The organism is uncultured Clostridium sp. (genome assembly GCF_963515715.1).
Classification (GTDB): Bacteria; Bacillota; Clostridia; order Clostridiales; family Clostridiaceae; genus Clostridium_AW.
In genome coordinates, this window is the sequence record NZ_CAUPZS010000035.1 from 12370 (window position 1) to 38492 (window position 26123).

Here is a 26123-nt window from a genome sequence, read left to right on the forward strand (position 1 = left end):
ATAAGAGCAACCTTGTTTTTTAATTATATACTTTCTTTTGAAAATTTGTAGAGGAGGTTAATTAAGTGAGTGGAGAAGAATATGTTCTAAGAATGGAAGATATAAAAAAAGATTATTTTGGCAACAAAGTTTTAAAAGGAGTAAATTTAAAGATAAAGCCAGGTGAGATTCATGCACTATTAGGGGAAAATGGAGCGGGAAAATCTACTTTAATGAATATACTTTTTGGTATGCCGGTGATTCATTCTACTGGAGGATATGAAGGTGAGATATTTATTGGGGATGAAAAAGTAAATTTAAAATCTCCCAAAGAAGCTATGGAAAAAGGCATAGGTATGGTGCATCAAGAATTTATGCTCATACCGGGTTTTAGTATTACAGAAAATATAAAACTTAATAGGGAACTTACTAAAGATAACTTAATAAGCAAGTTGTTTGGTAAAAATCTTAAGACTCTAGACTTTGATGAAATGAATAAGGATTCAAGAGAGGCTCTTAAAATAACAGGATTAGAAATAGAAGAATTTATAAAAGTAGAAGGACTTCCAGTGGGCTACATGCAATTTATTGAGATTGCCAGGGAAATAGATAAGAAAAATATAAAACTTATGGTTTTTGATGAACCAACAGCGGTTCTTACAGAAAGTGAAGCGGATAAACTTATGGAGGCTATGAAAAATATAGCAAACTCTGGTATAGCAATAATTTTTATTACCCATAGATTAGATGAAGTTATGGCAGTGTGTAACAATATAACCATATTAAGAGATGGGGAGTTAGTAGCTAGTAGAAAAGTTGAGGAAACTAATGCTATAGAACTTGCACAACTAATGGTAGGAAGAAGTGTTGAGAGAATAGTAAAAGATAATGAAAAAGAAATAAATAATCAAGAAATTATTATGAGTATTAGAAGTTTAAAGGTAAATATGCCTGGAGAAAAAGTTAAGGAAGTCAATTTGGATATTAGGAAAGGTGAGATACTAGGAATAGGGGGATTAGCAGGGCAAGGGAAAATAGGAATAGCTAATGGAATTATGGGACTTTTTCAATCAGAAGGAGAAGTATTTTTTGAAAACAAACCTCTAAAATTAAATAATCCAAGAGAAATTCTGAAAAATAAAATTGCCTTTGTAGCAGAAGATAGAAGAGGGGTAGGACTTTTATTAGATAAGTCTATAGAGTTAAATATGGCATTGACAGCAATAGAAATAAATAATGAATTTATAAAGAGTTTTGGATTATTTAATCAAATTGATAGTAGTAAAATTAGAGCTCATTCGTCAACTCTAATTAAGGATTTAGATATAAGATGTACAGGACCTCAGCAGATCACAAGAAGATTAAGTGGAGGGAATCAACAAAAGGTATGTATTGCTAGGGCTCTTACTATGAATCCTAAGATATTATTCGTTTCAGAACCAACTAGAGGTATAGATATAGGAGCTAAAAAATTGGTACTTGAATTATTAGTTAAGCTAAGCAATGACCTTGGAATGACGGTGGTAATAACCTCAAGCGAACTAGCAGAGCTTAGATCAATTTGTGATAGAATTGCAATCGTATCAGAGGGGAAAGTTGCAGGTATTCTTAAACCCGAGGATAGCGATGTAGACTTTGGATTGCTTATGTCGGGGCATAAAAATATGCAAGAAAGGGGGGAGGTTTTATAATGAAAGACAGAATTAAGGATTTAATAGATAAAATAGGTTTACCAAGAATTATAATTATAATTTTCTTTTTATTTTTATGTATTTTATCTGTGATGCTTAAACTATCTCTCCCAGATTTGATTTCAGATACTTTAGTAAGAGTTGGAATGAACGGCATATTGGTTCTTGCCATGGTACCAGGCATACTTTGTGGAATAGGGCTTAATTTTGGTTTACCTTTAGGTATTTTAGCTGGGCTTATTGGAGGATTAATAAGTATAGAAATGAACTTAAGAGGGTTTACAGCCTTATTTGTAGCAATATTAATATCTATTCCAATATCAGCTATAATAGGATATTTATATGCTTTACTTTTAAATAAAGTAAAAGGATCAGAGATGATGGTGTCTACTTACGCAGGTTTCTCAGCAGTATCTTTAATGTGTATAGGATGGCTTTTATTTCCTTTTCAAAGTGCTGAATTAAAATGGCCTATTGGGAAAGGATTAAGAACTACTATAACGCTTACGGATAGATACGATAAGCAATTAGATAAATTTCTTTCCTTTAAGTTAGCTGGAATAAAATTTCCTACAGGACTTATATTAATGTTTTTACTATGTTGCTTATTAATGTGGTTGATTTTAAGAAGTAAAAAAGGTATATCTATGATAGCAGCAGGAAGCAATCCTAATTTTGCAAAAGCTTCAGGTATAAATGTAGATAAGTCTAGAATATTTGGAACCATGTTATCTACAATTTTTGGAGCAGTTGGAATTATAGTATATGCTCAAAGTTATGGATTTTACCAACTTTATCAAGCTCCAATGATGATGGGATTTGCAGCTGTTGCGGCAATCCTTATTGGTGGAGCCTCGGCTACCAATGCTAAAATATCGCATGTTATTATAGGAACTATTTTATTTCAAGGTTTATTGACAATGGGACTTCCAGTTGCCAATAAAATAGTTACAGAGGGTAATTTAGCGGAAGTAGTAAGGATAATATTAAGCAATGGTATAATTCTATATGCTCTAACTAAAGTAGGAGGAGGGGACATGAGTGAATAATGATTTATTAAAAAAGGTTAACAAGGTTTTATTTGATAATATAGTTACCATATTATTTGTTATATTATGTCTAGTAGGTATTAAACTTTCAGGCCAACCTCTTTCCTTTGTATTAGATGAATTGATGGCAAGAGTAGCTAGGAATTCATTCTTAGTTCTTGCTCTTATAATTCCTGTTATTGCAGGTATGGGATTGAACTTTGGAATAGTAATTGGAGCCATGGCTGGGCAAATTGCAGTTATAGCAGTAACTCATTGGAATATAACAGAGATAAAAGGGTTTTTACTATGTGTCTTAATAAGTACTCCTCTAGCTATTATTTTTGGGTATTTAACAGGAAAGCTTCTAAATAAAACTAAAGGGCAAGAAATGATAGCTAGTATGATACTAGGTTTCGTTGCTAATGGTCTATATCAGTTCTTATTTCTATTTCTAGTAGGAACTCTTATACCTATGAAAAACCCTGTATTAGTCTTAAGTGGTGGAATAGGAATCAAAAATACAGTTGATTTAAAGGACACCATAAAGTACTCATTAGATAATTTATTAGGCAATTTATTTAAATTATCTATGTACGAAGCAGTACTAATAGCATTAATAATTATAATTTTATATAATTTATATAAGATTATAAGACAAAGAGAACAATATATAAAAAGGATAGTATACTTAAGTTTATCTGTATCAATAATTATATTGATACAGATATTACCAAAGTGGAAATTTACACTAAAATTTATCAATGTACCTATAGTAACAATGCTAGTAATAGCTCTATTATGCCTATTCAATATATTTATAGTGAAGACTAAATTAGGCCAAGATATGCGTACTGTAGGTCATAGTATGCAGGTAGCAAATGCATCTGGGATCAAAGTAAATAAAGTACGAATTATTGCTATTATAATGTCCACAGTATTAGGGGCTTGGGGACAGTTGATTTTTCTTCAAAACATTGGAACACTAAACACTTATGGTAGTCATGAGCAAGTAGGTATGTTTGCCATAGCAGCTCTTCTAATTGGAGGTGCATCTGTATCTAAAGCCACCAATGGACAGGCAATATTAGGGGTAATATTATTTCATACCCTATTTATAGTTTCACCAATGGCTGGTAAAAATTTGTTTGATAATCCTCAGATAGGAGAGTATTTTAGAGTTTTTGTAGCATACGGTGTAATAGGCCTTTCTTTAGGATTACATGCTTGGAAGAAGCAAGTATCCATTAAATCAAAATCTATGTAAAATTATAAATATAAAACATCTGTAATCATGAATTTTACAGATGTTTTTATTTTGCATATATATTAAAGTATATTTTTATAATTGAATAATTTTATCTACAAAAGATTAAAATACAAATAATAAATATTTATTGGTGGTAATAATATATGAATAATGTTTTAGAGGATAAAGTAAACTTAGTTTTAAATAATTTAGAAGATAATAGTCAGTTAATAGCGAAAAAAATATTTATAGGTGCAAATGAATACATAGAAGCTACAATTTTATATATTAATGGATTAATAAATAGAGATGTGATAAATAGGGATATATTAAAACCATTAATGATAGGAATAAAGGAGGATTTAAAAGAAAAAGAAAATTTAAACGATTATATTTGTAAAAAATATATATGTATGGGCGATGCACAAACAGAACAAGATATTAATAAGGTCATAGATGGCATTAAAAGAGGAAAGACTATATTGATAATAGAAAATAGCCCTGGATATATAATTATAGATACAACGGGTGGGGAATATAGACAGATATCTGAGTCGAGCACTGAATCTTCTATTAGAGGCCCTAGGGAAGCTTTTGTTGAGAATTTAGAAGTAAATATTAGTATTCTCAAAAGAAGAATAAAAGATAAAAATTTAGTAATAGAAAAAACAGTAATAGGTAAAAGATCCCAAACTGATGTAGCTATATTATATATAAAAGATATAGCTAATGATAAACTAATAAATTATATAAAAGAAAGATTAGAAATGATAGATGTTGATAACATTTCATCTACTGGAGAATTAGGACAATACATAGAAAATCATACGTACACTATTTTCCCACAATTTTATATCACAGAAAGAACAGATGTAGTTGAATCTAATATAATGGAAGGTAAAGTAGCTATAATAGTAGATGGAGCACCTCAATTATTGACTGCACCAGCTCTATTCATAGATTTTTTCCAAACAGTAGAAGATTATTATGAAAGATTTATAGTATCATCCTTTTCAAGAATGCTTAGAATTTTTTCAGCTTTTACTATAATTACATTACCATCTTTATATTTAAATTTTATAAAATTCAATGTAGAAATAATTCCCTTAGAATTAGTTGTACCACTTATAAGTTCAAGAACAGGTATAGTTTTAAGTCCTTTTTATGAAATATTATTAATGGAAATAATAATTGAATTACTTAGAGAAGGAGGTTTAAGACTTCCTAGTAAAGTTGCAAATACGCTAAGCATTGTTGGAGGTATAATAATTGGTGAAATGGTTGTAAGAGCTAAAGTAGTAAGTCCTGAGACTCTTGTTGTAATAGGAATTTCTGTAATATCAACGTTTTTAATACCAAACTATGAAATGGCCTTAACTATTAGGTTGTTGAGGTTTCCAATGTTAGTAGTAGCTAATTTCATAGGTATAATTGGGATAGTATTATTTTGGTATATTATCATAGTGCATTTGTTAAGTTTAGATAGTTTTGGATTTCCTTATATAACCTTAAATAGAGCTGATTATAAAGATGTTATTATAAGAGCACCTCTTTGGAAGATGAATAAGAGACCTGAGGATATAGCTACAAAGGATAATACTAGACAAAGTAATTTTAGAGAAAAGTATAGGAGGTCTAAGCTTGGAAAAAGATAAAATTATAACTCCTATAGAATTTATGAGCATAATATCAGGGACAATTATTGGCGTAGGAATATTAACGTTGCCTTCAGATATATCAAAGTATGCCCATGAAGATGGATGGATTTCCATACTAATAGGCTTACTATATCCATTATATTTATGGATGATTATGATATATGTCAGCAATAAGAAACCGAATAATCATATATTAGAATTGAGCAGAAAATACTTTGGAAATATGTTAGGTAATATATTTAACTTAATACTTGCATTAAATTTTTTGTATTCAGGCTCTATAATAGTCAGTTATGTTGGCTATGTATTAATTAATTATTTATCTTATTTTTTAAGTAGAAATAACATAATAATTCTTATTTCAATCGTTTCCTATTATACGATAATAAAAGGGTTTAAGGTTGTTTCAAGATTAAATTATGTTGTATTTTTTGTAACAATAATTTTATTATTAATTCCAAGTGCAGCACTGAAACGGGGAAGTTTTTTAAATGTTTTACCTGTATTTAAGAATAATATAATCGATGTAATGAAAGGAACATATTTCGGCATGTTTTCATTTATAGGTATGGAAGTAGCATTTTTAATATATCCTTTTATTAGTGATAAAAAACAAATAAAAAAGTATTCTATTTTTGCGTTTTTATTTGTTGCATTATGCTACATATGGGTTCAATTTATAACATTATTTTATTTGGGAGATGAAGTTGCATATAAATTGAGATGGCCACTGGTTATGATCACTGAAACACTTAATATACCATTAGTAAATAATTTTAGATATATTTTTATTTTTCTATGGACAAATGTTATTCTGAAAACTTTAGTTAATTACTGCTTTTTTAGTTCTTTTACCTTTCAAGATGTATTTAAATTTAAAAATGATAAGGTATCATATGCAATATCCATTATTATACTGATAATTGTATCAATATCTTATAAAAACCTTATAAGAACACAGTATATAAATATGTTGGTGGGTACTTTTGTAATAATATATAACTTAATTTATATAACGACTATAAGTATTTTTGTAAAAAGAGATGATATATATGAAAAATAGATATAAAATAATCATAATGATAAGCATAATTATTTTTCTTGTTTACTTTGGGCAAAAAGATGATAAAGTTGAGTATGCAGAAAAATTATTAATTCCAATAGGTGTAGGTTATGATATAAAGTTCAAATTAGGGGAAAATGTAATCTATGATGTACCAATAAATCATTACATGTTCCAAATTGGTAAATCCCCTATTACTGATATAAAAACTGGAACGGGAGAATCATTGATAGAGGCTAGATCATCAAGACAAGTAAAATCAGATAAAAAATTTTTTTTAGGATTAGAAAAAGTTTATATTCTTAGTGAAGAAGTGGCAATGTATGGTATAAAGGATATAGTAGAAGGTATTTTTAATACATCTATAATAAGTGATTTAGGATTAGTTGCTGTTTGTGAAGGAAAAGCAATTGATATATTTAAATATCCTGTAAAAGGAGGCTCTAGCCCTAGTGAATACGTAGAAGGATTAATAAAAAGTTTGAAGTATGCCTATTTTTTTGATGAGAGCTATAAAATGACAGATATCTTTGTAAGAGTATTTTCAGAAGGAAGAAGAGTTATATTACCATATATAGAGATTAAAGAGGAAGGAATAGAGGTAACGGGAGTAGCTGTCTTTAAAGAAGACAAAATGGTGCTTAAACTTAATCTTAATGAAACAAAAATATTAAATATGTTGACAGCTGATAACACACAAGGAGAAATTACAATAAGATATAATCCTAGAGATTACGTTAGCTTCGCAGCAGATGCTAAAAGAAAAGTTAAAGTAAATAAAGAAAATAATAAATATAACTTCAAAATAGATTTAAATATAGATGCAACAATAGAATATGATGAATCTAAGAATCACGTTTTCGAAAACCTAGAAAATGAAAAAATCTTTAAGAAAAAAGCTGAAGAACAAATCGAAAAAGAATGTAAAGAGTTTATAAAAAAAATGCAAACAGAGCATAAATTAGATTTGTTAGGTTTAGGAAGAGTAGCAGCTGCTAAATATGGGAGAAGAACAGGTGTAGACTGGAATGATGTAGTGAGTAATTCTAATATAGATTTAAAAGTAAATGTAAAAGTTATTAAAGGTGGAAGAGGAAATTTCTAAAAGCTCACTATATACTTAATTAAATATATAGTGAACTTTATTTTTATATTTTAGTGCCAATTTTTTCACCTATTAAAACTTTTGTTTCATACCCTAAATTAGTTTGTTCAATTATATCCTCATCTATTTTTACTTTGTCTTTTTCTAGGAAAAGTATTACTGTCGATCCACCAAATTTAAAATAACCTTTTTCATCGCCTTTTGATATTTTTTTATTAGGAAGGTAAGTTTGAATTATAGATCCTACACAAGTAGCCCCTACTTCCAAATACAATACTTTACCAAAATTATCCGTATGAAATAAAGACCATTCTCTTTTATTTTGGCAAAACAATTTAGGTATTTTTTTCAATGCTACTGGATTAACTGAATAATATTTCCCATCTATTTTTGTAGTGCTATCACAGACACCATCATCTATAAAATGAAATCTATGATAATCTGTTGGGCATAATCTTAATACTATGCAGGTTCCATTGTTGTATAAAGAAGCGATTTTATTATTCATAATTAATTCATCTAAACTATAATAAATACCTTTTATTTGTACTATTTTATTTAAATCTATATTTTCATAAACCGATATTCTTCCATCTCCGGGAGAAATAAAGACGTTTTTTTCATGTTCAATAGGTCTATATTTATGTTTTACTTTTCTTATAAAAAAATCATTGAAAGACTTAAAATCATCCAATGTATGTTCATATTCATCCATATTTATATCAAAATCTCTAACAAAGGAAGAAATTTTTTTTGAACTGTAGCTACTATCACAATACTTTCCATAAACATAAGAAAAAAACTTTCTTTTTAAAAATGTTTCTAAGAAAGATATCCCTATAGAAGTATCATAAACCCAGTTTAAATACTTTTCACCTGAAACTTTTTCAATGTCATAGTTTTTTGTTTTTCTATTAAAAACTTTAATCATGTTTTCCTCCAAAGCATATGAAAATATTAACTTATCAATATTTTACATTAAATATAGTTAAAATAAAAGAATTATTATTGGTGATAGGCCATTTAATAAATTTATATTAATAAAATTAAACGAAACTTGTATTGATAATGAAAATGAAGTATAATAAATTATTGTAGAAATAATTATATGCGCTCGTAGCTCAGTAGGATAGAGCAGTGGTTTCCTAAACCACGTGCCGGGGGTTCGATTCCTCTCGGGCGCACCAGTATAAAAGTCTTGTAAACTAAGCGTTTACAAGACTTTTTTTATTATTTTATAGCATTTTATTCTTTCATATTACAATTTTATGATATAATTGGTATAGGAAATTCTACTTAATTTTCAAATAATAGCTTATATATGATTATAACAAATTAATACAAAAATCAATTTGTATATATTGACTAAAATTAAGTATGAAAAGTCCTATTTAAGGAGGGAATAGACTTGAGAATAATTAAAGCTAATAATATATATGAAGATATGTTTAAACCTTCCACTTTAAGAGAAGGTAATTATTTTTGTAGAATAATAGGCGTAAAAGATGAACAAAGTTATAATGATAATATTGCCTTTTTAGATAGTAAACTTAAAGAGTTAAATAACAAGAGCGTTATATTTAGTTCTACAATACCAAATCCATATGATAAGAATTTAGTAAAATCAATAATGGATAAATTAGATAAAATAAATATAGATAATATAAAAAATGAATACATAAGTCTTGTATCATCTGATGAGGGAAATTTAAGAATAAGAGAAGCCTTAAGTGTAGTAGTTCCTTTTGCTATAAAAAATGAGTCATTTTCAAATAAAACTATAAGAAACAATTTTATTGCCAAACTTATGATTTGGACTATTGAATATGTTGAAAATATTCAGTGGCAAGGTGATATAGTTCCTAAATGTTTATATTATGGTGAAATAAAAAAATATGAATGTTATTTTTTAATACTACTTGCCCTTATAGGGTTTGATGTTTTATATTTAAATCCACAAGAGGATAGCATATTTGAGATAATAGATAAAAATGAATTTTCCCAAGTAATAAAAGAAAATGAAACATCTGAACTTATTGATTATAATATGAGAGTATCTAATGGAGCTGTAATAGAAATGGTAACTACATATGCAAAACAAGCTTCAGATGAATTAGAGAAAACTTTATATAATGGGACAGGCATATATAAGCCATGGCAATGTATAAATTCATTTACTAAACCGGTTATTATGAACTCTATTATTGAAGATATGATAACTTATTGGGATGAACCATCTAGGCTTCGTCCAGGATTTAAAACAGAAGAAGACTTAGTTTATATTCCTATATTTTTTAATAAAATATCAGGAGTTTACACGGATTTATCAGAATATATTGATATGGTTAATAAATTAAGGAAATCAAGGTTCCATAAGTTCATTGAAGGTAGTAATTTAACCAATAAAGATTACAATAATCAGGAACTATACTCCTTAGCTTTTTGTTTAAATAGAGATAAGAGTATAAATAAAGAAGCTTTAAAAAAGCATAATATGTTTAACAAATTAAAAACCTTAAGAAATGAATTGCAAGACTTGATAATTGATAAAATTGATGAAACTATTTCTCAAAAAAGATTATTTAATTTTGATATAGATGATAAAAAAATATTAAAATTGATAATTTCTGTACTTTTATTAGATGATGATATATTAAATTTAATAGATTGCTATGATTATACCGCCTCTATTCCTAAAATTATAGTCTATTTAAAGAATAGAGAAATGTTTGAGGATGAGGATGCCTTAGTATTAGCATTATTACATAGAATTGGATTAGATATAGTTATATTAACTCCAAATGGAACAAATAATATTGAACTAAAAATATCTACTGATTATTTAAATGTTATTAGGCTTGAGGATATAGCTTTAGATTTAAATTTAGATTTAGATAGAAAAAATAAAAAGAAATCATTTTTTGAAAAGTTATTTAGATGATAGGAGGATAATTATATGAACGTAGAAATGAACTTTAATGACTTGGATTTAAACGCTGAAGGGGAAAATCATGCAATAAAGCCATCGAAGGATGGAGATATTGTGGAATTTACTAAAAATTACAAAGCTAAATTAAGAGCTATGCCAGAAGTTGAGGCTTTAACTAGTAGGATAAATGTTGAAGATCCAACATCAATATTAATGTTTGGTAAAGAAGCTGCAGAAGGTATTTCTAAAGTTTCTGACGGTCTGCTTTCTACAATGAGGACTGTTAATGCTGAAGAAGCAGGGGAGATGATTAAGCAGTTAACAAAAATAATGGACAAGTTTGATATAAAGGAATTACAAGATATCAAAGAACCATCTATGATACAAAAGTTTTTTAAGAAGGCCCAAAATTCAGTTGAATTAATGTTCCAAAAGTATCAAACAATGGGTTCAGAAGTGGATAAGGTCTATATTACTTTAAAAAAATATGAGCAAGATATAGAACAATCAAATAAAAATTTAAAGCTAATGTATAATACAAATATAGATTATTATAAGGAGCTAGAAAAATTTATAGTAGCGGGCGAATTAGCAATTGAAGAGCTTAATAATGAATTAATTCCAGAGTATCAAAGAATAGCAGATGAAAGTGGAGATCAATTAGATATTTCCAATATTCAAACCCTAAGAAAAGTTTTAGAAATGATGGAACAAAGAGTTTATGATTTAAAGATAGCTGAGAACGTTGCTTTACAAACAATTCCAATGATACAAGGTATACAATATAGTAATTTTAATTTAACAAGAAAGATAAATTCAGCATTTATAATTACATTACCAATATTTAAACAATGTTTAACTCAAGCTATAATGCTTAAAAGACAAGAATTGCAAGCAAAAAGTTTGAAGGCTCTTGATGATAAAACTAATGAATTGCTTTTAAGAAATGCTGAAAATCTAGCAAATCAAACAGTTAATATTACAAGAATGACAGGATCAGGTTCGGTTAGCATGGAAACACTGGAAAAGACCTGGTCTACCATAATGAGAGGAATTGAGGAAACTAAGCTTATACAAGAACAAAATAAGGCTGAAAGAGCTAATAATTCTCAGAGATTAGAGCAAATAAAATATGAAATGGCTAAAAAACAAAAGAATTATTAATATATAAGTTTTACCTAATTTTTGTTATAAATTTAGTTGATTAAAGTTTGTAGATAGTTTGGTAATGTTACTAATTGACAAAAATCATTCTATAAAGTAATATAAGTTTTATAAAAAGTAGGAATAATAATTTTACATTTGCAAAGCTATTATAAGGATAAAGTAATTATGAATGAAATTTTTATGCGTTATGCTTTAGAGGAGGCAAAAAAAGCAAAAGAGTTAGGGGAAGTTCCTGTTGGTGCAGTTATAGTAAAAGATGATATTGTAATAGGAAAAGGACATAACATGGTTGAAACATTGAAAGATTCAACTGCACATGCAGAAATGATTGCCATAAAAAATGCTTCTAATTTTTTAGGAAATTGGAGGTTAAATAGTTGTGAACTTTACGTTACTCTAGAGCCATGTTCTATGTGTGCAGGTGCTATAATTCATTCTAGATTAAAAGGAATATATATTGGAACTTTTGAACCTAATGGTGGAGCATGTGGCTCTGTTTTAAATATCTTACAAAATAGATATTTAAAAACTTATATAAATGTAGAGTGGTTATATATAGATGAATGCAGTATTTTATTAGAAGATTTTTTTAAGTCTAAAAGAATAAAATAAACATGGAGAGATGTCCGAGAGGCTGAAGGTGGTTGACTCGAAATCAACTGTAGGATTAATATCCTACCGGGGGTTCAAATCCCCCTCTCTCCGCCAAATTATTACAAAATAATATTATTTTTTATGTAAAATAACTAATAAAGCTATTGCAATAGCAATTATTAAGTAGATATGTATAAAAAAGTGTATCTAATTCATTATTTACTTAACATATTAATGATGATATACTTCATAAATAAAACATTTATTAGTGTTAATTTTAAAATATGCTTATTTAAAGGAGAGGATTATATATGAATAAGAAAATAATATCCTCAAGTTACGATTTAAGCGAAGATTTTATATTTGAAAAAGAAATTGAAGATATAGATTTAAGTAATATAGAAGAAGAAATAGAGGTAACTAGGCAACTGTTAAATGAAATATCTTGTGATATTGATAAAGTTGAAAAAAGTAAGCAGATATTAGAAGTAAGTCAATATATGGACAAGTTATTAAATGAATATATAAATATGGTAAAAAATAAAAGTAATTATTAAAGAGAATTTTATAAAAAACTCTTGAATTAAATTGCTATTGATAGTATAATAAGTTTTGTCTTAGATGATATAATAAAAAACATTATATTCATGAGGAATCCGTGGAGAGATGTCCGAGCGGCTGAAGGAGCACGCCTGGAAAGCGTGTGTAGGGGAAACTCTACCGAGGGTTCGAATCCCTCTCTCTCCGCCATATAAACTTTTCCGTGCTAGACGGGGAGTTAGCGGTGCCCTGTACCTGCAATCCGCTATAGCAGGGTTGAATCCCTCGCCTAGGCAATAATATGTGGGGTCTGACCTACATAAGTGGCGTTGAGAACTGGGTCCCACGCAACGGAAACTCATGAACCCCGTCAGATCCGGAAGGAAGCAGCGGTAAGTGATAATTTTCGTGTGCCGTGGATAAACCTGGTTTGAGTTAACTGTGTAGGTAACGCTCATATATTATTGTCGAAGCGAGGTGCACGGTTTAAATTAAGTATTTTACGCAATAAACTCTCGTAGTTTATTGCGTTTTTGTTTTATAAATTTAATTAAAGAAGAATAAGAAAAAGGTTTAATGTTTAAAAATACTATTTATATATATATAATAAGATATGTAGAAAAATTATATTATAAGAGGTGAGTCTGAATGTCCTATACTGCTTTATATAGAGAATGGAGACCTAAGAAGTTTAAAGATTTAGTGGGACAGCAACATATATCTATTACATTAAAAAATCAAATAAAAAACAATAGAATAGCTCACGCTTATCTTTTTTGTGGAACAAGGGGTACAGGTAAAACTTCAACAGCAAAAATACTTGCTAAAGCTGTAAATTGTTTGGATTTACAAGATGGTGAGCCATGTAATAATTGTGAAATATGTAAAAAGATAAATTCAAATCTTTTAATAGATGTTATTGAGCTTGATGCAGCTTCAAATAATGGAGTAGATAAAATTAGAGAAATAGTAGAAGAAGTAAATTATCCTCCAAGAGAGTCAAGATTTAAAGTATATATAATGGACGAAGTTCATATGCTATCTCAAGGAGCAGTGAATGCGTTTTTAAAGACTTTAGAAGAACCACCTTCCAATGTAATTTTCATATTAGCAACCACAGATCCTCAAAAACTTCCTATAACTATTTTATCTAGATGCCAAAGATTTGACTTTAAAAGAATAAAAAACGATGAGATATTTGAACGATTAAGAGTAATTGTTGGAGAACAAGGAGTATATTCGGATGATAAAAGCTTAAGCTTAATAGCTAGAATGTCTGATGGGGCTATGAGAGATGCTTTAAGTATATTAGATCAAGCAATTTCCATGGGAAACGGAAAAGTAGATTATGAAAAATTAATTAATATGTTAGGTTTAGTTACTAATGAAAACTTAATAAAGCTTACTAATAGTGTTATTGATAAGAACATAGAAAGTTCAATAAAGATAGTAGAGGAAATAGTATTAAGTGGTAAGGACATACATTTATTTATTAAAGATATGATAAATCATATGAGAAACTTATTAATAGTAAAGGTGAGTCAAAGTCCAGATGAATTATTAGATATGTCAAAAGAAAATATTGAGCTTTTAAAAGAGCAGGGTTATAAAATAAGAATAGAAGAGATAATGAGAAATATAAGAATACTTCAAGAAGCTGAAGAACAATCTAAATGGACGAAACAGAGTAGAGTATATTTAGAATTATCATTAATAAAAATGTGTAAAATAGAGTATGATACATCTAACGAAGTTATACTATCAAGGCTCAATAAACTAGAAGAAGCAATGAAAACGGGTGAAATAAAAGTTGCATGTGAAGCAATAATACCAAAGGTTGTTAAAGAAAAAGAAGATAAGAATAAGCAAGATGAGAATAATATAAAGATACAGCCAGTTAGTAGTTATAATCCTCACTCTAATTTAACTTTAGAAATGGTAAAAAAATCTTGGAAAGATATACTGGAAACATTTAAAGGGAAAAGGAGTATGGTATTATATGCATCTTTAATGACAGCAAATCCTGTAGAGTGTAAAGAAGGTATTGTAACTATAAAATATGATAAAGAATATGCCTTTAATAAACAAAGATTAGAGAGAGAAGAAAATAAAAAACTAGTTGAAAATATATTTTCAGAGGTACTAAAAGAAAAAGTTGGAATAAAATATATAGTAGATAAAGCTGAAGAAGAAGAAAATCCTGAAGAGATTCTAATTAGAACTTTTGGTCAGGACATAGTAGAGATAATTGAAGAATAATGCTATAATAGTTTACATCTTAAAGTGAACTAAAATATTATAAAGGAGGAATTTATAATGGCAAAGGGTGGAATGCCTAATTTAGGCGGAGCAAATATGAATAATTTAATGAAACAGGCCCAAAAACTCCAAAAACAAATGGAAGATATGCAAGGGGAATTACAAAATAAACACTTCCAAGCTAGCGTTGGCGGTGGCGCAGTAATTGCTGTAGCTAATGGTAAAAAGGAAATAATAGATATAAAGATAAAACCAGCAGTGGTAGATGCTGATGATGTTGAAATGTTAGAAGATCTTATACTATCTGCCTGCAATGAAGCCTTAAAAAGAGCAGAAGAAGGAACTGCAAATGAAATGAGAAAATTAACAGGGGGATTAAATATTCCTGGAATGTTTTAATTAAACTTTTGAGATGAGGTGAATGAGTTGGAGTTTTATCCTATAGCTATAGAAAAGCTCATTGAAGAATTTGCTAAGCTTCCTGGCATTGGAAATAAGACCGCTCAGAGACTTACTTTACATGTACTAAATTTACCACAAGAAGAAGTAGAGGAATTTGCTGCAGCTTTAGTAAAAGCTAGGGGAACTATAAAGTATTGTTCCAGTTGTGGAAATTTTACTGATACAGATCCTTGTTCTATATGTAGTAATCCTAATAGAGATAAGAGTCTTATTTGTGTTGTAGAACAGCCTAAGGACATAATGGCAATGGAGAAAGTCAAAGAATATAATGGAATGTATCATGTACTTCATGGTACTATATCACCTATGGCAGGGAGAGGACCTAACGACATAAAATTAAGAGAACTCATCACCAGGATAAATGGGGTTGTAAAGGAAGTTATAGTAGCTACTAATCCAAATGTGGAGGGGGAAGCTACAGCTATGTATATATCAAAAATATTAAAGCCTCTAGGAGCAAAGGTAACTAGAATAGCACACGGAATACCTGTTGGAGGAGATTTAGAATATGCAGATGAAGTTACATTATCTAAGGCTTTAGAAGGTAGAAAAGAAATTTAGAAAATAAAATTAATAAGGAGTATTGAATGATAAATACAGTAAGTGTTTATATTCAATACTCTTTTCATGTTTTGTATAAACCTCCTGTTTCATGTCAAGAATTAAGGTAAAATGAAACAGGAGGTTTTTTATGAACAGAGGTTTTTTTAATAAATTAAAAAAGGATAGAAGTTACACTACAGAAGAAAAGAAATTAATAGGGTCCATTATAGATGCTATGAATGATATAAAAATTGCAAGGGAATATTTTCAGATGGTTAAGGATCCTAGATTAATCGATTATGCAATATATATGGAAGAAGCAGCTAAGGCTAGATATATTTATTTACTAAATGAGGCAAAGACTAAAAAGATAAAATTACAGTATAAATATATATTAGATGAATATAATGCAGTATAATTTACATAAAGGTATAATATTTATATAATAATGATTAATTGAATAATATATATTTTAAAATCAATAATTAATATTTAATATTTAATTATTGATTTTAAAACATATCATCAAATTAAAGGGGGGATTCGTTTGGAATACATAGGATATTTCTTAATTTCCATAATAGGATTAATATTAATAGTAAAAGTATTTTCTTGGCCCTTAAAAATGCTAATAAAATTAATTATAAATGGTGTAATGGGCGCTGTATTGTTACTATTAATTAATATTGTAGGTAATTTATTTAATTTTAGTATAGGTATAAATGCAGTGACAGCGATTATTGCAGGATTTTTTGGTGTACCAGGTGTTATATTTTTGATATTGTTTAAAACTATAATGTAATAGGTTTACTGATATGAGAAACCAATGAAAGGTAATGAAATATGGCTGATGTTGGTTATGCTTATAAAAGTGTATTGAAGTCTGGACAAGCTTAAATAATATATGATCCAGGGATAGATGAATTATGTATACTTTGTCCCATAGGTATTGTTACATTGTATAGAAAGATAGAAGAATACAATTTATCGAAATGATAACTTTTTTAACTGGTTAGGTAATATAAAAAATAATCCTCTCTTTTAAAATAAGAGAGGGTTATTTTTGTATAATATTTTATTTATATTATATATTATTAAAGATAAGATGTTAAAATAGATATATGTTATTATGATTGTGAATAATGTGGATAATTTTTTGTTTTTATATTAACTTATCCAGTGGAAAGAGGTAATATATTATGATAATAAATAAAAAAGTAGTTAAAGCTGAATTTATAAAAAGACCTAATAGATTTCAAGCATACATAAAATTAAATGGGGAAGAAATGATGGTTCATGTTCCAAATACGGGAAGGTGTAGAGAAATATTAATTCCAGGATGTACTGTTATTCTAAGAGAAGAAAATAATCCTTTAAGAAAAACTAAATATGATCTTATAGGTGGATATAAAGGAGAGAAGTTCATTAATATTGATTCACAAATACCAAACAAAGTGGTAGAAGAAGCTTTAAAAAAAGGATTAATAGAGCCTTTAGTAAATTATAATGTGATTCAAAGAGAGAAAACTTATGGTAATAGTAGATTTGATTTTAAACTATCTAATAATGAAGAAGAGGAGTATTATTTAGAGATAAAGGGTGTCACTTTAGAGGAAAATGGAGAAACTAGATTTCCAGATGCCCCTACAGATAGGGGAAGAAAACATATTTTAGAATTAATTCAAATTAAAAAAGAAGGAAAAGGAGCAGGAATATTATTTTTAATTCAAATGGATAATGTAAAATATTTTACTCCAAATGATGAAATGGATAAACCTTTTGGTGAGGCCTTAAGACTAGCTCACGAAAATGGAGTGGATTTATTCGCTTATGATTGCAAAGTAGGAGAAAGTTTTATAACATTAAATAATAAAGTAAACATAAAACTTTAAAGTATTTTGAAAGGAAGGTGTAAGGTTCTTATTTTGAACCATTAAATAATGAAATATAATTATTGTCCATTATGTGGAAGAAAACTAATAATTAAAGATAGTTGGGACGAAGGAGGAGTACCTTACTGCACAGAAGATGATATAATGTATTTTGATACACCCAAGCCATGTGTAGTGGTTGCTGTAATAAAAGATGAAGAAATACTATTACTTAAACAAAGCTATATATTTAAAAATTCTAAAGTTTTAGTTTCAGGATATGTTACTAATGGAGAGACTGTTGAAGATACAGTTTATAGAGAGGTAAAAGAGGAGACGGGCATTACGGTTGGAGAAGTAAAATATTTAGGAAGTGAGTACTTACCTTCAAAAGAAATTTTAATGCTAACTTTTATGGCAAGGTATGTTGATGGAGAAATAAAAAAATCAGATGAAGTTGAATGGGTAGAGTGGGGGAAAATAGAAGATGCTTTATGTGAAATGCATGAGGATGAAATAGGTAAGAACATAGTGAGAAAAGTACTTAAAGAAATAGGTTATAGAGGAGATAAGGCTTACAGGTGTGAATTGCGTAATTTTTAGTGGCGGAAACTAACTTATCGGATAATAAAAATAATAAAGGTATAATTTTTAAGAATATCATCTTTGAAAATTATACCTTTTATTAATTTACTTTAGTCTAGTTAATTCTATTTCTAAAATCTTATCTTTTTCATTATAATTTATTTTAGCATCATCTACCATCATACCAACTAAATTTAACTCTGTGTTAGATAAATCATTTCCTGCTAAATTCCAATAATACTCTTCTAATTCGTGGATTCTAGGGACATTTAATGATTTTTCGATATCTTTTATTTTTTCAACATCAATGTTATCCGCATATCCCTTTAAATGAAGAATATATTTATTATCTAATAATTCAACATCTACATTAAATTTTTTACAGTTAATACTATAGCAAAGAGTAACAAGCTCATCAAGAATTCTAAGAATTTTTTGTTTAGAGTTAGACATTATTAATTTTCCTTTCTTAAGTTAGTTATTATAGGAAGAAGAATTATTACAATTAATCCTCCAGAAAATCCATTATTATAAAGATTTAAACCAGCATGAAGATAACCAACATTCATTACCATACATGTATGCAAGAAACCTGCTATGATACCGTATATAGAACCAAAAGTTCCGGATATAGGAGCCAGGGTAGTACTAAATAATGTTGCTAATAACATTCCAGCGGAATTGATAGGCCATATATTTAACAAACTTGCAATTATTGTACCGAAAGCTACAGGTAAAGTGTTTTTAGGATGCTTACCAAAAGCACCAAAACCAACTATGGTGAATATTCCAGCCATTGTAGGTCCATTTAAATCTCCTTTTACAATTATTACATAAACAGTAAATATAATACCTAGTATACCCATATTAATAAGAGAGCAACCTTCACCAAATTGAATATGGTAATCTGAAACTAATCTACCAGATTGTTGGAAAAGAAGTTTTAAATTTTTAAAACTTTTGCCATTTAAATGATATCCTATTAAAATCATAGATAAAAATGTTATTATGAGAAAGATAAATAATATTTTTGTATATTCAGTAGACCATAAATATCTTTGCTCAAAGTTTATTCCAAAGGATCTAAATACGGCCATTATTAATGTTGCCACTAAACCCGCAGCAAAACCAGAATTATATAAATTATAGCCTTCATGTATTTTTATGCAATAAGAAGATATGGGAGGGAGAATAAATCCTATAAATATACCAAGAGAGGTTCCTAGCTCAATTCCTAACCACCAAGGTAAATTACTTGAAAATGAAATTTGGCTTACCGTAGGAGCTAATGTACTTCCGAAAAGAGCTACTAGTATATAATTTAAATAAGGTTCTTTTTTGTACTTAGAATAAAGCCATGTCCCTATAAAAATAGGCCATATGTTGGATATGTTTTTCCCGAAAAAAGCAAATCCACAGGTAGTAAATAAGGCAGCATAGGTGGAACCATTTGGTTTAATTCCTATTTTTATTAAGATAAATATACATGCTAGGCAGATTAATGCTGAGTTTACAAATGAAGCACCTAAACCACCTATTTCAAGATAATCTGTTATAAGAATATCAGGTTCAACTATTATTGTTTTTAGCCCTGCTAAAATTTCAGCAGGTGTATCAACAACAAGACCAAAGATTAAAAAAGAAAGGAAGTATAATATTAATATTCTGTAATTAGATATTAATGAATTCCGCATTACGTTCCCCTTTCAAAAATGAATTTTATTAATTCCTAAGATATATTGTAAAATAATGTGGAAAGATTGTCTATTATTAAACAAAAAAATTTCTGGATTTTTTAAATTTAATGTATAATTGATATTAGTATTAAGTTATTGCCTTTAAATTGTTTACTTTAGGATGAATAAGAGGTGAAAAATATGAAGATAATAGATAACAATTGCAAACATTGTCCAGAATTTAACAATGAAAGTTGTAACGGAAATGTAGATAATTGTATGTGTAAGAAATGTCCTAGAAATCTTGGGAAATGCTTAACTACAAAATATTGTACTGAAACAGAATCCGTATTGGATTTTTAATCATACTCCAAAATTTTGGAGTATGATTTTTTATTTTACTGGGAACAATATGTATTACGATGTTAAAACTTAAAAAAGAGGGTGATACATATGCGATATGAAGAATTAAAAATGGTAGTGGCTGAGAATTGCGAAGGCTATGAACCCATAGCATCTGTATTCGTTTCTGATATTGGAAGCAATATAACTGATAGTTGTGAGAACTGTAAAAACTTTATAAATGAAAGATGCGTGAAAAATCTATTTGATCCAATTAAAGAAAGAATTTATAGAAATTAAGGAGGGAATGTTATGGGAAATGCTTATGAAATGATGGCTGTAGCAGATAATTGCCCTGGTTATCTACCAGTCTATGATGGCTTTCAGTCTTCCGCAGGAGAACCTCAAAATAGAAGTTGTAGAAACTGTTTAAATTTTGAAAAAGGTATATGTACTATAAACTATTATGATAAAGTAGTAAAAGGTTTAGATCAGGCCTAATGGATAGGCAGCATAAAACGCTGTCTATTTTTGTTGCTATTTAGAAGTTTAAATAATAATTAGTGTTTTGAATATATATTTAAACAATAATAAATTATGCTATAATTATACCATTAGTATTATTTGAAACTATTTAATTATAAAAAAGCAGAACTAAAGGAGTGAGATGTTGTTTAAAGTTTATGTACTTAATGAGCGTAAAAATTTTAGGTTTATATAATTTAAAACAATTTCATAAGTTTTACTCATATATATTCTTGCGGATAGGGTTTAAAATATTTAGGGGTAATTTTGGTATAAGGATATTATTTGATTAATGTAGAACTTATGCTTCTAGGTGTTCTGTTAATATTAGAAAATCTACTTATAAAAATTTAGTCAATGCTATAGCTAGGATTGAACCCTTGGACGCAAGAAATGGTATTGAATAAGATAAGTAAGTAGATTATTAAAAAAAGGCTGTCTCAAAATAGAAAATAATTTCTAAAGTGAGACAGCTCCTTTTTTATCTAGTAAAATGAAATTACTAAATTGTATTTGTTATGTTCATTTAATATAGTATCCAATATTTCTGTTAAGGATTTTTTTGAGCTTTCTTCAGCCTTACTCATATTATAGGAATCTAACAATTTTTCATTCATTCTTTCCTTTGCTTTTAAAGTCACTATTCCATTTTCTGCGGATGTAAGTTTTATTTCTCCAAAACGTAATAATCCTTTTTCTGTTTTATAGGTAGTTTTATTCTCATCTATAGTAACTGATTTTACTATAGGCTTAGGTAATTTTATATATATAACCTTATTGTCTTGTGCAATGTTTATATTATTAGCTTCTATTTTTGATAGATCTACAGTATAAATACCTTCTCCAGTAAAATTAATATAGGCTATTTTTTTAAAAATCTCAAAGTTACCCCAGCTATTATCGATCATCACTTGATCTTCTAGCTCTGCCTCCATAACTATCAATTCTTTTCTTTCTTTTAACTTATTTATAATAGCTTCATTAGTTATAGTTTTTTTAGACATTTTTTCTACTACTTTAGTCATTCCAGGTAAGGAGTTGGTATTACCTTTTACAAGAAAATAATATCCACCATAAAATCCTAAACAAATTGAGAGAATAATTATTGTAAAAGTTTTATTTTTTATTATTTTGTTCATGTAACCCTCCCTATTATATTACCAATTATTTAAGAAGTTGTGTAAAGCAGGATTAGCACCTAACTCATTCATTAAAGTTATATAAGCATCTTTTACTTTTTTATTTTCATTTTTTGTTTTAAAGGCTCTAATCATTAAGTTTTTAGGTGTTTCTAATGGAGAAATATATTCAACTATAGAAACATCATACCCATTCCCTTCAAGCATCATTGCTCTCATTCCATCTGTAAGTACGTCTGCCATTCTAGCTTTAAGAAGTCCATGTTTTAATACGTCTTTGAATGGTTCATAAGAATATTGATTTAACAACTCCCTATGACAACAAGGTACCGCTATGATTACATCGGCATTTAATCTAATGCCTAAGGCTAATGCCATATCTGTAGCGGTATCGCAGGCATGTAGCGATATAATTACATGTATTTTCTTGTCAGGGAAGTAATTTTTAATGTCTATAGCTTTAAACTCCATATTTCTATACTCTAAGTTATTTGCCATATTCCTAGAAGATTCTATTACCTCGTTAGAAATATCCAACCCTATGAAGTGGCATTTTCTTTTTTTAACTTCTGTTAAGTAATAATTAAGCACAAAAGTAAGATAAGATTTTCCACATCCACAGTCTAAAATATTTATAGTTTCATCGTCAGGAAGTTTATGTAGTATTCCTTCTAGTAATTCAACATAATGGTCTATTTGATTGTACTTTCTTATTTTATCATTTTTAATTTTACCGTCTTTTGACATTATGCCAATTTCTTTTAGTAGGTTATCGGCTTCGCCTACTTTTATATAGTAATCTCTATTTAATAAAGTAGAAGTTTTGTTATGAGTTTTTTTAACTTCATCATCTATTACTTCTTTTATATTTTTCATATTTACTTTTTCATTAGAACCTTCTATAAATATACCAGTACCTCTTTCTTTATATAAAATTTTCACGGAATCAAACTTTTCTGCTTCTTTACAAATTAAAATATTTAAATCCTTAATGTTTAGTTCATTAGTTTTACCGTTGAAATTGAAATTAATGTTGTTATTAACATACTTACCCATACCTTTGAAGCTTTTTAAACCTGCAAAGAATGTTACAGTTATTTCACTAAATATATCTTTATTTTCATTAAATCTATTTTCTAATCCCATTAGCAATAAAGTAAGTTTTGAAATACTTTGTTTATTCATTTTACACACCTTTTCCTTTGAAGTATTATTTTTAATATAAATATTAACATAAACAAATCATATATCAATATTTTTTTGTAATAATAAAGCATAAGCATATGTTATAATATTACATAGTAGTTAAATAGCTGTGGGGAGTAAGTATGGATAATAAAAATATTAAAATTATAACTTTGATATTTTTGACCATGATTTTATCGGCGGTATGTGAAAGTATAAGGGGGATTTTTGTACCTACATTCCAAGAAAATTTTAATGTAAATGATCATCAAATAGCATATATTTTTTCTATTGGATCTATAGGCTATATCCTATTTACCTATATAGGAGGAATATTGTGCGAAAAAATAGGGCAAAAAAAGGTGATTTTACTTGGTTTTATATGTTTACTAACTTCACTGACTGGATTTTACTTTACTCATAAATATATTGGATTACTTATATATATGTTTATTATGAACATGGGAGTATCATTATGCTCTATAGCCATAAATACATTAGTACCTATATTGTTTATAAGTTTTCAAGCATTATTTATGAATTTTACTCATTTTTGTTACGGGTTAGGAGTAACTATAACTCAAAGAACTACTGGTATATTGTTATATAGAGGTGTGCAATGGAGAAATATATACTTATTTATAGCTTTTTTGTATGCTTTATTAACAATAGCTTTTTTATTTGCTAAAGTACCAGAACCACAAAAAGTTGTGGATATTGAAGAGAAAGAAAAAAATGCTTTAGATAAATCATTAGTTTTTTGTTATATGTGTGCATTAGGGTTTTATGTGTTCGCAGAATCTGCTACACAAAATTGGTTTGTTAATTTTATGTACAAGGTATATGACTTAAACGAAAAGGAAGGTTCTTTCTACATAGCATTGTTTTTTGGTTTATTTGCTATAGGAAGATTAATAGGAGGATTTATAGTAGATAAAGTAGGATATATAAAATCTGTATTAATGTTAATTACTATAGCTTTAATTCTTTATTCTACAGGTTTAATTATGGGAAGAAAGGGTTTAATTATAATATCATTAGCAGGATTTTTCTTTTCAATAACTTTTCCTACCATTGTTTTAACCATTAGTAAAGTATTTAAAGAGAAGAGTGCATATATAACAGGAATAATAATTACTGTATCCTCTTTAATTAATATGGTATTTAATCAATTAATAGGAGAATTAAATAGGGTGCTAGGTGCTTATAATGCTTTTTATTTAGTTCCCATAAGTTTGATTATATCCATTATATTTATATATAATATATACAAAAAAACTAATAAAATACTATCTTAAATATATAGGCTAGGTGTTAAGTATTATGAATTATGAAAATGTTAATATTGAATTAGTTAATGGAAGCAATAGTGAATATTTGATTAAAGATGAAATAGGAATTAATTTAGGAAGAATATATATTGTGGAGTTATCAAGGGATAACAGTTATTGTTGTTTTAGAATAAAGTTCTACAAAAATGAGGAGAAAATCTACGGATATTTAAAGAGTGCATTAAATAAACTTATTACTTTACTATTTAATAGAATGGATATGTACAAAGTAAATGCATTAGTAGATGAAGATACAAAAATATATCCTTTTACAGCATTAGGATTTGAGTTAGAGGGGGTTGTAACTGACAGCATTGGCAAAGGGAACTTACGTAAAGATGAACTACTATTTGGTATAGATAAACACGAGTTTAATAATCGTGTTATAAGAAAAGCTTCATTAGAAGGCAGGAGAGTGAAACTAAAAGTACTGACTCCTGAGAATGCTGAGCAATTATTAGAGTATTATATAAATAACAAAGAGCATTTAGAGCCTTTTGAGCAGTTAAGAGAAAAAGATTTTTACACCTTGTTTTTTCAAAGAAAAACTTTGGTGGATAATTATAAACAGTTTCTAAATGGTACAGCTATCAACTTTGGTATATATATAAGTGATAGATTTATAGGCAAGATACAATTATCAAATATAATTATGGGAATGTTTAAAAGTTCTTTTGTAGGATATTCTATAGATAAAGAAGAACAGAGAAAGGGATATATGAAGGAAGCTTTAATGTTATTAGAAGATTATGCTTTTAATGAAATTAACCTTCATAGATTAGAAGCTTCTACCCTTGTAGATAATATAAAATCACAGAAGGTTTTAAAATCTTGTGGATTTAGTGAAATAGGTATAAATAAGAACTATCTTTATATAAATGGGAGGTGGAGGGATCATATAACTTTTAGTAAAACAAGAGATTCTTAGTACAACTGCTTCTAGTGTATCAATATATAATATATAGAGTAATTTATAGTATATTGGAGATAAATAAAATTATTTTTATAAAACTAGAAACAATGTATGTTTGGATATGAATAATTATGTTAGAATAACAAATGTCGTCGGGAACAAGAGAAAACAAAGTCATGAAGAATAAAAAAATAAAATGACGAAAAAGAAAAAAACTTGTTGACAACGATAAAGAAAAATGATACTATAAGAAAGTCGCTTGAAGCGGCAACGGTCTTTGAAAATTAAA

Annotated in this window: 27 protein-coding genes, 3 tRNA genes and 1 other RNA gene; 26 read left to right on the forward strand and 5 right to left on the reverse strand. The window is 28.0% G+C overall.

Features of this window, described 5'->3' with window-relative positions; all coding sequences use genetic code 11:
• Nucleotides 1-65: 65 nt before the first annotated feature.
• The 6 genes from RYO54_RS17925 (at nt 66) to RYO54_RS17950 (ending at nt 7773) form a co-directional block, all read left to right on the forward strand.
• Nucleotides 66-1670, forward strand: coding sequence for a sugar ABC transporter ATP-binding protein (locus RYO54_RS17925; RefSeq protein WP_399549722.1), 1605 nt, complete (start codon nt 66-68; stop codon nt 1668-1670).
• Nucleotides 1670-2719, forward strand: coding sequence for an ABC transporter permease subunit (locus RYO54_RS17930; RefSeq protein WP_315121841.1), 1050 nt, complete (start codon nt 1670-1672; stop codon nt 2717-2719). The genes RYO54_RS17925 and RYO54_RS17930 overlap by 1 nt, the downstream gene beginning before the upstream one ends.
• Entirely contained in the window at nt 2712-3965 is a 1254-nt protein-coding gene (locus RYO54_RS17935) for an ABC transporter permease subunit (protein ID WP_315121843.1), read from the forward strand. The genes RYO54_RS17930 and RYO54_RS17935 overlap by 8 nt, the downstream gene beginning before the upstream one ends.
• 146 nt (nt 3966-4111) lie before the next feature.
• On the forward strand, nt 4112-5602 hold the full coding sequence (locus RYO54_RS17940; protein WP_315121845.1) for a spore germination protein: 1491 nt from the start codon (nt 4112-4114) through the stop codon (nt 5600-5602).
• Nucleotides 5589-6668, forward strand: a complete 1080-nt coding sequence (locus RYO54_RS17945) for a GerAB/ArcD/ProY family transporter (RefSeq protein ID WP_315121846.1) — start codon at nt 5589-5591, stop codon at nt 6666-6668. The genes RYO54_RS17940 and RYO54_RS17945 overlap by 14 nt, the downstream gene beginning before the upstream one ends.
• The gene (locus tag RYO54_RS17950; protein WP_315121848.1) at nt 6658-7773 is read left to right on the forward strand and encodes a Ger(x)C family spore germination protein; all 1116 of its coding nucleotides are present in this window, start codon (nt 6658-6660) and stop codon (nt 7771-7773) included. Before RYO54_RS17945 ends, RYO54_RS17950 begins: the two co-directional genes overlap by 11 nt.
• A 43-nt stretch (nt 7774-7816) precedes the next feature.
• On the opposite strand, the gene RYO54_RS17955 is transcribed toward RYO54_RS17950, so the two are convergent.
• Nucleotides 7817-8704 carry a phosphatidylserine decarboxylase gene (locus RYO54_RS17955; protein WP_315121850.1) on the reverse strand — a complete coding sequence of 296 codons (888 nt, stop codon included), beginning with the start codon at nt 8702-8704 and terminating at the stop codon, nt 7817-7819.
• 179 nt (nt 8705-8883) lie between these two features.
• Between RYO54_RS17955 and RYO54_RS17960 the strand changes: the two genes are divergently transcribed.
• The 15 genes from RYO54_RS17960 (at nt 8884) to RYO54_RS18030 (ending at nt 18741) form a co-directional block, all read left to right on the forward strand.
• Nucleotides 8884-8960: transfer RNA gene (locus RYO54_RS17960), tRNA-Arg, on the forward strand.
• A 221-nt stretch (nt 8961-9181) separates the two neighbouring features.
• Entirely contained in the window at nt 9182-10714 is a 1533-nt protein-coding gene (locus RYO54_RS17965; protein ID WP_315121852.1) for a YceG family protein, read from the forward strand.
• A 15-nt stretch (nt 10715-10729) separates the two neighbouring features.
• A complete protein-coding gene (locus tag RYO54_RS17970) occupies nt 10730-11866 on the forward strand; it encodes a toxic anion resistance protein (RefSeq protein WP_315121854.1) in 1137 nt (378 codons plus the stop codon).
• A 168-nt stretch (nt 11867-12034) separates the two neighbouring features.
• The gene (locus tag RYO54_RS17975; protein WP_315121855.1) at nt 12035-12481 is read left to right on the forward strand and encodes a nucleoside deaminase; all 447 of its coding nucleotides are present in this window, start codon (nt 12035-12037) and stop codon (nt 12479-12481) included.
• Nucleotides 12482-12485: 4 nt separating this feature from the next.
• A tRNA-Ser gene (locus tag RYO54_RS17980) sits at nt 12486-12577 on the forward strand.
• Nucleotides 12578-12774: 197 nt separating this feature from the next.
• Nucleotides 12775-13020 carry a Spo0E family sporulation regulatory protein-aspartic acid phosphatase gene (locus RYO54_RS17985; RefSeq protein ID WP_315121857.1) on the forward strand — a complete coding sequence of 82 codons (246 nt, stop codon included), beginning with the start codon at nt 12775-12777 and terminating at the stop codon, nt 13018-13020.
• A 103-nt stretch (nt 13021-13123) separates the two neighbouring features.
• Nucleotides 13124-13213: transfer RNA gene (locus tag RYO54_RS17990), tRNA-Ser, on the forward strand.
• 11 nt (nt 13214-13224) lie between these two features.
• Nucleotides 13225-13488: signal recognition particle sRNA large type (ffs, locus tag RYO54_RS17995), an RNA gene on the forward strand.
• A gap of 163 nt (nt 13489-13651) precedes the next feature.
• Complete coding sequence (gene dnaX, locus RYO54_RS18000; RefSeq protein WP_315121859.1) at nt 13652-15262, forward strand: DNA polymerase III subunit gamma/tau; 1611 nt, start codon at nt 13652-13654, stop codon at nt 15260-15262.
• Between the two features lie 57 nt (nt 15263-15319).
• On the forward strand, nt 15320-15661 hold the full coding sequence (locus RYO54_RS18005; protein WP_315121861.1) for a YbaB/EbfC family nucleoid-associated protein: 342 nt from the start codon (nt 15320-15322) through the stop codon (nt 15659-15661).
• A 27-nt stretch (nt 15662-15688) separates the two neighbouring features.
• Nucleotides 15689-16285 carry a recombination mediator RecR gene (gene recR, locus RYO54_RS18010; protein WP_315121863.1) on the forward strand — a complete coding sequence of 199 codons (597 nt, stop codon included), beginning with the start codon at nt 15689-15691 and terminating at the stop codon, nt 16283-16285.
• Between the two features lie 130 nt (nt 16286-16415).
• Complete coding sequence (locus RYO54_RS18015; protein WP_315121865.1) at nt 16416-16685, forward strand: YaaL family protein; 270 nt, start codon at nt 16416-16418, stop codon at nt 16683-16685.
• A gap of 129 nt (nt 16686-16814) precedes the next feature.
• The gene (locus RYO54_RS18020) at nt 16815-17069 is read left to right on the forward strand and encodes a pro-sigmaK processing inhibitor BofA family protein (RefSeq protein ID WP_315121867.1); all 255 of its coding nucleotides are present in this window, start codon (nt 16815-16817) and stop codon (nt 17067-17069) included.
• 397 nt (nt 17070-17466) lie between these two features.
• Nucleotides 17467-18159 carry a DNA/RNA nuclease SfsA gene (gene sfsA / locus RYO54_RS18025; protein ID WP_315121869.1) on the forward strand — a complete coding sequence of 231 codons (693 nt, stop codon included), beginning with the start codon at nt 17467-17469 and terminating at the stop codon, nt 18157-18159.
• A 48-nt stretch (nt 18160-18207) separates the two neighbouring features.
• Nucleotides 18208-18741 carry an NUDIX domain-containing protein gene (locus tag RYO54_RS18030; RefSeq protein ID WP_315121871.1) on the forward strand — a complete coding sequence of 178 codons (534 nt, stop codon included), beginning with the start codon at nt 18208-18210 and terminating at the stop codon, nt 18739-18741.
• A gap of 87 nt (nt 18742-18828) precedes the next feature.
• Here RYO54_RS18030 and RYO54_RS18035 read toward each other — a convergent pair whose 3' ends face one another.
• Together RYO54_RS18035 and RYO54_RS18040 are read right to left on the reverse strand one after the other, a co-directional pair.
• A complete protein-coding gene (locus RYO54_RS18035; RefSeq protein WP_315121873.1) occupies nt 18829-19176 on the reverse strand; it encodes a hypothetical protein in 348 nt (115 codons plus the stop codon).
• 2 nt (nt 19177-19178) lie between these two features.
• Nucleotides 19179-20417, reverse strand: coding sequence for a DUF1576 domain-containing protein (locus tag RYO54_RS18040; protein WP_315121874.1), 1239 nt, complete (start codon nt 20415-20417; stop codon nt 19179-19181).
• 183 nt (nt 20418-20600) lie between these two features.
• Between RYO54_RS18040 and RYO54_RS18045 the strand changes: the two genes are divergently transcribed.
• The 3 genes from RYO54_RS18045 to RYO54_RS18055 all read left to right on the forward strand — a co-directional run bounded on the left by RYO54_RS18045 (nt 20601) and on the right by RYO54_RS18055 (nt 21242).
• Nucleotides 20601-20762, forward strand: coding sequence for a hypothetical protein (locus RYO54_RS18045; RefSeq protein ID WP_315121875.1), 162 nt, complete (start codon nt 20601-20603; stop codon nt 20760-20762).
• A 90-nt stretch (nt 20763-20852) separates the two neighbouring features.
• Nucleotides 20853-21041, forward strand: coding sequence for a hypothetical protein (locus tag RYO54_RS18050; protein ID WP_315121876.1), 189 nt, complete (start codon nt 20853-20855; stop codon nt 21039-21041).
• A gap of 12 nt (nt 21042-21053) precedes the next feature.
• A complete protein-coding gene (locus RYO54_RS18055) occupies nt 21054-21242 on the forward strand; it encodes a hypothetical protein (protein ID WP_315121877.1) in 189 nt (62 codons plus the stop codon).
• A gap of 509 nt (nt 21243-21751) precedes the next feature.
• Here the strand turns inward: RYO54_RS18055 and RYO54_RS18060 are convergent.
• Both RYO54_RS18060 and RYO54_RS18065 read right to left on the reverse strand, forming a co-directional pair.
• Nucleotides 21752-22405, reverse strand: a complete 654-nt coding sequence (locus tag RYO54_RS18060) for a DUF4230 domain-containing protein (protein ID WP_315121878.1) — start codon at nt 22403-22405, stop codon at nt 21752-21754.
• Nucleotides 22406-22423: 18 nt separating this feature from the next.
• On the reverse strand, nt 22424-23590 hold the full coding sequence (locus tag RYO54_RS18065) for an SAM-dependent methyltransferase (protein ID WP_315121880.1): 1167 nt from the start codon (nt 23588-23590) through the stop codon (nt 22424-22426).
• Between the two features lie 143 nt (nt 23591-23733).
• Between RYO54_RS18065 and RYO54_RS18070 the strand changes: the two genes are divergently transcribed.
• Together RYO54_RS18070 and RYO54_RS18075 are read left to right on the forward strand one after the other, a co-directional pair.
• Nucleotides 23734-24888 carry an MFS transporter gene (locus RYO54_RS18070; RefSeq protein WP_315121882.1) on the forward strand — a complete coding sequence of 385 codons (1155 nt, stop codon included), beginning with the start codon at nt 23734-23736 and terminating at the stop codon, nt 24886-24888.
• A 22-nt stretch (nt 24889-24910) separates the two neighbouring features.
• Nucleotides 24911-25849 carry a GNAT family N-acetyltransferase gene (locus RYO54_RS18075; RefSeq protein ID WP_399549731.1) on the forward strand — a complete coding sequence of 313 codons (939 nt, stop codon included), beginning with the start codon at nt 24911-24913 and terminating at the stop codon, nt 25847-25849.
• Nucleotides 25850-26123: the final 274 nt, after the last annotated feature.

Coding starts and splice junctions, on each gene's coding strand:
- RYO54_RS17970 (WP_315121854.1), top strand. CDS start 10,730: ATGAACGTAGAAATGAACTTTAATGACTTGGATTTAAACGCTGAAGGG.
- RYO54_RS18040 (WP_315121874.1), bottom strand. CDS start 20,417: ATGCGGAATTCATTAATATCTAATTACAGAATATTAATATTATACTTC.
- RYO54_RS18005 (WP_315121861.1), top strand. CDS start 15,320: ATGGCAAAGGGTGGAATGCCTAATTTAGGCGGAGCAAATATGAATAAT.
- RYO54_RS17975 (WP_315121855.1), top strand. CDS start 12,035: ATGAATGAAATTTTTATGCGTTATGCTTTAGAGGAGGCAAAAAAAGCA.
- RYO54_RS18015 (WP_315121865.1), top strand. CDS start 16,416: ATGAACAGAGGTTTTTTTAATAAATTAAAAAAGGATAGAAGTTACACT.
- RYO54_RS17930 (WP_315121841.1), top strand. CDS start 1,670: ATGAAAGACAGAATTAAGGATTTAATAGATAAAATAGGTTTACCAAGA.
- RYO54_RS17940 (WP_315121845.1), top strand. CDS start 4,112: ATGAATAATGTTTTAGAGGATAAAGTAAACTTAGTTTTAAATAATTTA.
- RYO54_RS18060 (WP_315121878.1), bottom strand. CDS start 22,405: ATGAACAAAATAATAAAAAATAAAACTTTTACAATAATTATTCTCTCA.
- RYO54_RS18045 (WP_315121875.1), top strand. CDS start 20,601: ATGAAGATAATAGATAACAATTGCAAACATTGTCCAGAATTTAACAAT.
- RYO54_RS17950 (WP_315121848.1), top strand. CDS start 6,658: ATGAAAAATAGATATAAAATAATCATAATGATAAGCATAATTATTTTT.
- sfsA (WP_315121869.1), top strand. CDS start 17,467: ATGATAATAAATAAAAAAGTAGTTAAAGCTGAATTTATAAAAAGACCT.
- RYO54_RS18070 (WP_315121882.1), top strand. CDS start 23,734: ATGGATAATAAAAATATTAAAATTATAACTTTGATATTTTTGACCATG.
- RYO54_RS18065 (WP_315121880.1), bottom strand. CDS start 23,590: ATGAATAAACAAAGTATTTCAAAACTTACTTTATTGCTAATGGGATTA.
- dnaX (WP_315121859.1), top strand. CDS start 13,652: ATGTCCTATACTGCTTTATATAGAGAATGGAGACCTAAGAAGTTTAAA.
- RYO54_RS17955 (WP_315121850.1), bottom strand. CDS start 8,704: ATGATTAAAGTTTTTAATAGAAAAACAAAAAACTATGACATTGAAAAA.
- RYO54_RS18050 (WP_315121876.1), top strand. CDS start 20,853: ATGCGATATGAAGAATTAAAAATGGTAGTGGCTGAGAATTGCGAAGGC.
- RYO54_RS18035 (WP_315121873.1), bottom strand. CDS start 19,176: ATGTCTAACTCTAAACAAAAAATTCTTAGAATTCTTGATGAGCTTGTT.
- RYO54_RS18055 (WP_315121877.1), top strand. CDS start 21,054: ATGGGAAATGCTTATGAAATGATGGCTGTAGCAGATAATTGCCCTGGT.
- RYO54_RS18030 (WP_315121871.1), top strand. CDS start 18,208: ATGAAATATAATTATTGTCCATTATGTGGAAGAAAACTAATAATTAAA.
- RYO54_RS17985 (WP_315121857.1), top strand. CDS start 12,775: ATGAATAAGAAAATAATATCCTCAAGTTACGATTTAAGCGAAGATTTT.